Origin of the sequence: Neisseria maigaei (genome assembly GCF_958267405.1) — a bacterium.
GTDB classification, from domain to species: domain Bacteria; phylum Pseudomonadota; class Gammaproteobacteria; order Burkholderiales; family Neisseriaceae; genus Neisseria; species Neisseria bergeri.
The window spans coordinates 55,744-62,500 of record NZ_CATQFT010000062.1 but is presented as its reverse complement, the minus strand read 5'-3'; the positions used below and the strand labels follow the sequence as shown (position 1 = coordinate 62,500).

Here is a 6,757-nt window from a genome sequence, read left to right as displayed (position 1 = left end):
TCGGCATCGGGGCGCGCAATATATTCCCCCCCCCCCCGGACTTTGCCAATTCGTCCAGCCCGATGTTTAAAGAGGGAATCAGACCGGAATTTTGAGCTTGTGCAAGGATTTTGATACGGCTGTCCCGCTTTTGAAAATCCTTGGCGATGGCAAGCGTGCCGTCCGTCGAGCCGTCATCGACAATCAAAATATCCAAGTTTCGCCAAGTCTGATTCACGACGGCGGCTAATGATTGGGCGAAATATTTTTCTACGTTGTAGGCGCAAATCAATACGCTGACTAAAGGCTGCAATTTACTCTCCCGATAATTTGATGCCGTCTGAAGGCTTCAGACGGCATTTGGACTGTACAACGGTTACTCGCCCAAAAGCGCGATGTCGGCCACCGCGTTCATTTGTTCTGCCAAGCGGTTCAGCAGGTTCAGGCGGTTTTGTTTCACGGCGGCATCTTCCGCCATCACCATCACGCCGTCAAAGAAGGCATCGACCTGCGGTTTGACGGAAGCCAGTTCGGACAAGGCGGTTTGGAAATTGCCTTCGGCGACGGCAGCGGCAATTTTCGGCTGCAAGCCTTGCGCGGCGGCAAAGAGGGCTTTTTCTTCGTCTTGTTGCAACAGGCTTTCATTGACTTCGCCCAACTCGGCATCGGCTTTTTTCAGCAGGTTTTGTACGCGTTTGTTGGCTGCGGCGAGCGCGGCGGCTTCGGGCAGTTGCTTGAACGCGGCAACGGCTTGTAGTTTGGCGTTCAAATCGTCCAAACGGAGCGGCTGTTTGGCGAGTACGGCGGCAACGATGTCTTGCGGATAATCGTTTTGCAGCAACACGGCAAGGCGCGCCTGCATGAAGTCGGCGGTTTCAGACGGCGTTTTTTCGTTGAGCAAACCTTGCGGGAAGCTGTCGAATGCCGTCTGAATCAGTTCGTTTACGTCCAAACCGTACTGCATCAGCATCCGCAAAATACCCAAGGCGGCGCGGCGCAGGGCATAGGGGTCTTTGTCGCCGGTCGGAATCAGACCGATGCCCCAAATTCCAACCAAGGTTTCCAATTTGTCGGCAAGTGCCACGGCGGCGGCAATTTTGCTTTCGGGCAGCTTGTCGCCGGCAAAACGCGGTTGGTAGTGTTGCTCGACGGCTTCAGCGATTTCTTCGGTTTCGCCGTCCAAGCGGGCGTAGTATTTGCCCATCGTGCCTTGCAACTCGGGGAACTCGCCGACCATTTCGGTTACCAAGTCGGCTTTCGCCAAACGCGCGGCACGTTCGGCGGCGGCGGCATCCGCACCCAAAGCTTTGGCGATGTGGGCGGCAATGCTTTGCAGACGTTCGATGCGTTCGGCCTGCGAACCGATTTTGTTGTGATAAACCACGCTGGACAATTTCGGCAGGCGGCTTTCCAAAGCCGCTTTTTGGTCTTGCTTATAGAAGAACTCGGCATCAGACAGGCGCGCGCGCAAAACGCGTTCGTTGCCTTGAATGATGTGCGACGAGTCTTCGGTTTGCAGGTTGGAAACCAGCAGGAAGCGGTTCATCAGCTTGCCGTTTTGGTCGAGCAGCGGGAAGTATTTTTGGTTTTGCTGCATGGTCAGAATCAAACATTCTTGTGGCACGGCGAGGAAGTGTTCTTCAAAACTGGCTTCCAATACCACAGGCCATTCGACCAATGCGGTCACTTCGTCCAACAATGCTTCATCGGCAGCGACGGTGGCTTTCAGACGGCGTGCCTGCCCTTCCAATGCCGTCTGAATCGCGGCTTTGCGCTCGGCAAACGAAGCGACGACTTTGCCTTGCTCGCGCATTTGTTCGGCGTAGCTGTCGGCGTTTGTAATAGTGATTTCTCCGTCGGAGAGGAAGCGGTGTCCCAAGGTTTGATTGCCGCTTTGCAGGCCCAAAACGCTGACGTTCACGACATCGCCGCCGTGCAGTACAACTAGCCCGTGAACGGGGCGCACAAAGGTAAACGTGCTGCTGCCCCAACGCATGACTTTCGGAATCGGCAGTTTTTTCACTGCGGCATTGATAATGTCTTCCAAAAGCTCGCCCAACGGTTTGCCGGTTTGGACGTATTCGTAGGCGTACACGTCCTGCTTGCCGTCGTGGACGATGGTCAAGTCTTCGATTTTCGCCCCAGCACCGCGCGCAAAACCTTCCAAAGCCTTGGTCGGCACACCGTCTTTCATGGCATTCGCCACGGCAGGGCCTTTTTTCACGATTTTTTGGTCGGCCTGAACGGCCTTCACATTTTTGACTTGAACCGCCAAACGGCGTGGAGAAGCGTAGGCAGTGTATTCGGCTTCGCCGTCTATCAGTTGCGCTTTTTCCAAGCCTTCGGCAACAGAAGCGGCGAAGTGGTTGCCTAAATTATTCAGGGCTTTTGGGGGAAGTTCTTCGGTAAGGAGTTCGATTAAAAGGGTTTGGGTCATCATTCGGCTTTCTTTGAATTTGGTTAATCTGCCTGTTTATAGGTTTCGCTGTAATTTTCCCAGCCGTCATCCCCATAAAAACCATCAACCAGCGGGGTGGCGTACAAAGTGGCGACATCTTCGCGGCCTGCCAGCCAAGAGATAATGGCCTTTTTCTCGGTTTCTCCCAAGCTTCGGGCGCCGGATTTTTGAAACAGGCACAAAAAATCGCCGCAATCGCCCCCACCCGCCATTTCCAAGCCGTTTACCACAAGATACGCAATCAGCTCATCCATAAAGCGGCCAAACGCTTCGGCATCGTCCGCAGCTTGGTGCAAACTGCCTTGAACACCGAAAATCAATGTTTGAAACTCGCCCAAATGCAGCTTTTTATGCTGGCGGCAGTTCATTTTGTGCAGGCGTTTCCTGCTTGGGGTGCGGAAATAGACAGGCATAATTTTCCTAAAAAATATAATGGCTTCCGGACGGCTGCCTTATCGTGCCGCCCGAACGTGAAAAATCACCGGTCCCTTAGGCGGCGTTTGCCTTCATTAAGGGAAAGCCCAATTTTTCGCGGCTTTCGACATATTTTTGCGCCACGGCGCGGCTTAACGCGCGGATGCGTCCAATATAAGTTGCCCGCTCGGTTACGGAAATCGCGCCGCGCGCGTCTAAAAGGTTGAACGTATGCCCCGCTTTGAGAACGAGCTCGTAGGCAGGCAAGGCAAGGCTGGCGTTTTCTTCGGCAAGCAGGCGTTTGGCTTGTGCTTCGTAGTCGTTGAACTGGCGCAGCAGCCAATCGGCATCGCTGTATTCGAAGTTGTAGGTGGATTGCTCGACTTCGTTTTGGTGGTACACGTCGCCGTAGCTTACGGTATTGCCGTCCGGCGTTTTTGCCCAAACGAGGTCATAGACGTTTTCCACGCCTTGCAGGTACATCGCCAAGCGTTCGATGCCGTAGGTAATTTCGCCGAGTACGGGCGTGCAGTCGATGCCGCCGACTTGTTGGAAATAGGTAAACTGTGTTACTTCCATGCCGTTGAGCCAAACTTCCCAGCCCAAGCCCCATGCGCCGAGGGTGGGGTTTTCCCAGTCGTCTTCAACGAAGCGGATGTCGTGCACTTTGGGGTCGATGCCCAATTCGCGCAGGGAGTCGAGATAGAGGTCTTGGATATTGGCGGGGGCGGGTTTGAGGGCGACTTGGAATTGGTAATAGTGTTGCAGGCGGTTGGGGTTGTCGCCGTAGCGACCGTCTTTAGGGCGGCGGCTGGGTTGGACGTAGGCGGCAAACCAAGGCTCGGGGCCGAGTGCGCGCAAGCAGGTGGCGGGGTGGGAAGTACCTGCGCCGACTTCCATATCGAAAGGTTGGATGACGGTGCAGCCTTTGTCTGCCCAGAATGTTTGCAGTTTGAAGATGATTTGTTGGAAGGTGAGCATGACTTATTGTTCGATAAAATAAAGGTTTTATTTTACTGTTTCCATTGCTGTTTGGATAGGTTTATCTCAAAGACAGACTGATTTGAAAACACGGCATACATGATATTTTCAAAACTTGGAAAAATAAAAAGCACGGTCAAACGGCCGTGCTTTTCCAAACCAAACAAGTTTATTTCTTGTGCGAACGGATATAGTCCAAAGTCTTGAGCTGTGCAATTGCGGCAGCCAATGCCTTGTGCGCCTCCGCCAAATCCTTGTTGTCTTTGGCTTGAGAGATGCCGACTTCGGCAGCTTTTTTCGCCTCTTCCGCACGTGCCTGATCCATCTCTGCACTACGGACGGCAACGTCCGCCAAAACGGTAACTTTATCAGGTTGAACTTCCAAAACACCACCGGAAACAGCAACCAAAACCTCTTTATCCTCGCCGGGAACAGTCAAACGCAAAGCCCCCGGCCGCACCAAACTCATAATCGGCTCGTGTCGCGGGTAAATACCAAGCTCACCTTGAACGGTCGGAACCACTACAAAGCTGGCTTCGCCCGAATAGATGTTTTGCTCGCTACTGACCACTTCAACTTGCATGACGCTCATGCCGACCTCCTCAGTTTAAGGTTTTCGCTTTCTCAACCGCTTCTTCGATGCTGCCGACCATGTAGAATGCCTGTTCGGGCAGATGGTCGTATTCGCCGTTCAAGATGGCTTTGAAGCCGGCAATGGTATCGCGCAGGGCGACATATTTGCCCGGAGAACCTGTAAACACTTCGGCAACGTGGAACGGTTGGGACAGGAAGCGTTGGATTTTACGCGCACGCATTACGGTCAGTTTGTCTTCGTCAGACAATTCGTCCATACCCAAAATGGCGATGATGTCGCGCAATTCTTTGTATTTCTGCAGGGTGGACTGTACACCGCGCGCTACGTCGTAGTGCTCTTGACCCAAGACCATCGGATCCAGTTGGCGCGAAGTGGAATCAAGCGGATCAACTGCCGGGTAAATACCCAAAGAGGCAATATCACGGCTCAGTACGACGGTAGCATCCAAGTGTGCGAAAGTTGTTGCCGGAGACGGGTCGGTCAAGTCGTCCGCCGGTACATAAACGGCTTGGATGGAAGTAATGGAACCGGTTTGGGTAGAGGTAATACGCTCTTGCAAACGACCCATTTCTTCAGCCAATGTCGGTTGGTAACCCACTGCAGACGGCATACGGCCCAACAGTGCGGATACTTCGGTACCGGCCAGAGTGTAACGATAGATGTTGTCGACGAAGAACAATACGTCGCGGCCTTTACCGTTTTCATCTTTTTCGTCACGGAAGTATTCGGCCATAGTCAAACCGGTCAAAGCAACGCGCAGACGGTTGCCTGGAGGTTCGTTCATTTGGCCATACACCATGGCTACTTTATCCAATACGTTGGAATCTTTCATCTCGTGGTAGAAGTCGTTACCTTCACGGGTACGCTCACCCACACCTGCGAACACGGACAGACCGCTGTGCGCTTTGGCGATGTTGTTGATCAATTCCATCATGTTCACGGTTTTGCCCACACCGGCACCACCAAACAGACCTACTTTACCGCCCTTAGCAAACGGACACAGCAAGTCGATCACTTTAATACCGGTTTCCAGCAATTCGGTAGTTGAAGACAACTCGTCGAATTTCGGAGCAGTTTGGTGAATGGCGCGGCTCTTGTCGGTATCGATAGGACCTGCTTCATCAACAGGCGTACCCAATACGTCGACAATACGACCCAATGTACCTTTACCTACCGGCACAGTGATTGGCGCACCAGTATTGCTTACAGACATGCCGCGTTTCAGGCCGTCTGAACTACCCATTGCAATAGTACGGACAACGCCATCGCCCAGAAGCTGTTGAACTTCCAGAGTCAGACCGTTCTCGTCCAATTTCAGGGCATCGTAAACATGCGGGATAGCATCGCGTGGAAATTCCACGTCAACCACCGCACCAATAACTTGTACGATTTTGCCTTGGCTCATTATCGTATCCTAATTTCCTGTTCAGGCTTCAGACGGCATTAAACTGCCGCCGCACCTGCTACAATTTCTGACAATTCTGTGGTAATCGCAGCTTGACGCGATTTGTTATATACCAGACGCAACTCTTTGATGGCATTGCCTGCATTGTCTGTTGCAGCTTTCATGGCAACCATGCGGGCTGCCTGTTCGGATGCCATATTGTCGCTCAACGCCTGATAAACCACAGACTCTAAATAGCGGCGAACCAGATATTCCAACACTGCAAGTGCAGTCGGTTCGTAGCGGTATTCCCAGCTGAACGGTGATTTGGGAGCTGAATCGCCAATCACGTTCTCACCGATAGGCAGCAATACTTCCATTCTCGGTTCTTGACGCATGGTATTGACAAAACCCGAATACACCAGATGGATTCTGTCAATTTCATGTTTCTCATACCGTTGGAAGAGTTCTGTCAAAGGTCCGAGCAGCATTTCCATTTTTGGGGTATCGCCCAAATTTACAGCACTGGCAACCACATTCAGACCAATGCTCTGACACGCCATCAGACCTTTACTGCCAAGGCATACGATTTCCTCTTCAATACCTTGATTCTGATACTCTTGAACTTGTGCCAAAAACTTTTTCAGCACGTTGGCGTTCAAACCGCCACACAAACCCTTATCAGACGTAATCAAAATAAAACCGACACATCTGACCTCCCGATGAGATTCCAGTAACGGAATGCCATGATCGGTATTGGTTTGCGCAAGATGGCTCATCACCATACGCACTTTTTCGGCATACGGACGCGCCAGGCGCATCCGTTCCTGAGTCTTCCGCATTTTAGAGGTTGACACCATCTGCATCGCTTTAGTGATCTTTTGGGTATTCTGAACACTGCGGATTTTGGTGAGAATCTCTTTTCCTACTGCCATTTCAGACTCCT

At 52.2% G+C, this 6,757-nt stretch carries 7 protein-coding genes; all 7 read right to left on the bottom strand.

The window, feature by feature from the left end:
• Positions 1-292, bottom strand: a 292-nt coding sequence (locus Q3O06_RS11040) for a glycosyltransferase family 2 protein (RefSeq protein ID WP_373323522.1), incomplete at its 3' end; no start/stop codon positions are given.
• Between the two features lie 63 nt (positions 293-355).
• Positions 356-2,419: a glycine--tRNA ligase subunit beta gene (gene glyS / locus Q3O06_RS11035; RefSeq protein ID WP_301818919.1), complete on the bottom strand. Its 2,064-nt coding sequence runs from the start codon at positions 2,417-2,419 to the stop codon at positions 356-358.
• 20 nt (positions 2,420-2,439) lie between these two features.
• Entirely contained in the window at positions 2,440-2,850 is a 411-nt protein-coding gene (locus Q3O06_RS11030) for a 50S ribosome-binding protein YggL (RefSeq protein ID WP_301818918.1), read from the bottom strand.
• 76 nt (positions 2,851-2,926) lie between these two features.
• Entirely contained in the window at positions 2,927-3,832 is a 906-nt protein-coding gene (glyQ, locus tag Q3O06_RS11025; protein WP_101110240.1) for a glycine--tRNA ligase subunit alpha, read from the bottom strand.
• 169 nt (positions 3,833-4,001) lie between these two features.
• Positions 4,002-4,424 (bottom strand): F0F1 ATP synthase subunit epsilon, encoded by a 423-nt coding sequence (locus Q3O06_RS11020; RefSeq protein WP_301818915.1) that lies wholly within the window; start codon positions 4,422-4,424, stop codon positions 4,002-4,004.
• Positions 4,425-4,434: 10 nt separating this feature from the next.
• Positions 4,435-5,832: a F0F1 ATP synthase subunit beta gene (gene atpD, locus Q3O06_RS11015; protein ID WP_003708440.1), complete on the bottom strand. Its 1,398-nt coding sequence runs from the start codon at positions 5,830-5,832 to the stop codon at positions 4,435-4,437.
• A 38-nt stretch (positions 5,833-5,870) separates the two neighbouring features.
• A complete protein-coding gene (gene atpG / locus Q3O06_RS11010) occupies positions 5,871-6,746 on the bottom strand; it encodes a F0F1 ATP synthase subunit gamma (protein WP_301818913.1) in 876 nt (291 codons plus the stop codon).
• Between the last annotated feature and the right edge of the window lie 11 nt (positions 6,747-6,757).